Annotated in this window: 1 protein-coding gene; it reads left to right on the forward strand. The window is 70.1% G+C overall.

Features of this window, described 5'->3' with window-relative positions:
• Positions 1-1,623: Rne/Rng family ribonuclease (locus H5J30_RS32025; protein ID WP_258563631.1), on the forward strand; the 1,623-nt coding region annotated here is incomplete at both ends.

Raw genomic sequence — 1,623 nt, forward strand, 5'->3', positions numbered from 1 at the left:
GCCGCCGGCGCCGGCGTACCGAGGGCGCGGACGGCTCCGAGGGGGCGTCCGACGACCCGGAGCGCACCGTCGTCAAGGTCCGCGAGCCCCGCGCCAAGGCCGCGCCCAGCGACGAGGTGCAGTCCATCAAGGGCTCCACCCGGCTGGAGGCGAAGAAGCAGCGCCGCCGCGAGGGCCGCGAGCAGGGCCGCCGGCGGGTGCCGATCATCACCGAGGCCGAGTTCCTGGCCCGCCGCGAGGCGGTGGAGCGCGTCATGGTGGTGCGCCAGCAGGGCGACCGTACGCAGATCGGCGTGCTGGAGGACAACGTCCTCGTCGAGCACTACGTCAACAAGGAGCAGTCGGCCTCGTACGTCGGCAACGTCTACCTCGGCAAGGTGCAGAACGTCCTGCCCTCCATGGAGGCCGCGTTCGTCGACATCGGCAAGGGCCGCAACGCGGTCCTGTACGCCGGCGAGGTCAACTTCGAGGCCCTCGGCCTCGCCCACAGCCCGCGCCGCATCGAGCACGCGCTGAAGTCCGGCCAGTCCGTCCTCGTCCAGGTCACCAAGGACCCCATCGGCCACAAGGGCGCCCGCCTGACCAGCCAGGTCTCGCTGCCCGGCCGCTACCTCGTGTACGTGCCCGAGGGCTCGATGACCGGCATCAGCCGCAAGCTGCCCGACACCGAGCGGGCCCGGCTGAAGACGATCCTCAAGAAGATCGTCCCCGAGGACGCCGGCGTCATCGTCCGTACGGCCGCCGAGGGCGCCAGCGAGGACGAGTTGCGCCGGGACGTGGAGCGGCTGCAGAAGCAGTGGGAGGACATCCGCAAGAAGGCGAAGAGCGGCAGCGCGCCCACGCTGCTGTACGGCGAGCCGGACATGACCGTCCGCGTCGTCCGCGACATCTTCAACGAGGACTTCTCGAAGGTCATCGTCAGCGGCGGGAAGGCGTGGGACACCATCCACGGCTACGTCTCGTACGTGGCGCCGGACCTCGTCGAGCGGCTGTCGAAGTGGACGTCGGAGGTGGACGTCTTCGCCACGTACCGGATCGACGAGCAGCTGATGAAGGCGCTGGACCGCAAGGTGTGGCTGCCCTCGGGCGGATCGCTGGTGATCGACAGGACCGAGGCGATGGTCGTGGTCGACGTCAACACCGGCAAGTTCACCGGGCAGGGCGGCAACCTGGAGGAGACGGTCACCAGGAACAACCTGGAGGCGGCCGAGGAGATCGTGCGGCAGCTCAGGCTGCGGGACCTCGGCGGCATCATCGTGATCGACTTCATCGACATGGTGCTGGAGTCCAACAGGGACCTGGTGCTGCGCCGGCTGCTGGAGTGCCTGGGCCGCGACCGTACGAAGCACCAGGTCGCGGAGGTGACGTCGCTGGGCCTGGTGCAGATGACCCGCAAGCGGGTCGGGCAGGGCCTGCTGGAGTCGTTCTCCGAGCCGTGCGCGCACTGCAGCGGCCGCGGCGTCATCGTGCACATGGACCAGGCCACGGCGGCCGGGTCCGGCGGCGGCAAGCGCAAGAAGAAGGGCAAGGACGGCAAGGAGGGCAAGGAGGCGAAGGACGTCAAGGAGGCCGGTCAGGCCAGGGACGTCCAGGGCGGCGGCGAGGCGAAGGCGGCCGAGGCCG

The sequence above is a fragment of the Streptomyces phytophilus genome, assembly GCF_013870535.1.
Classification (GTDB): Bacteria; Actinomycetota; Actinomycetes; order Streptomycetales; family Streptomycetaceae; genus Streptomyces; species Streptomyces phytophilus.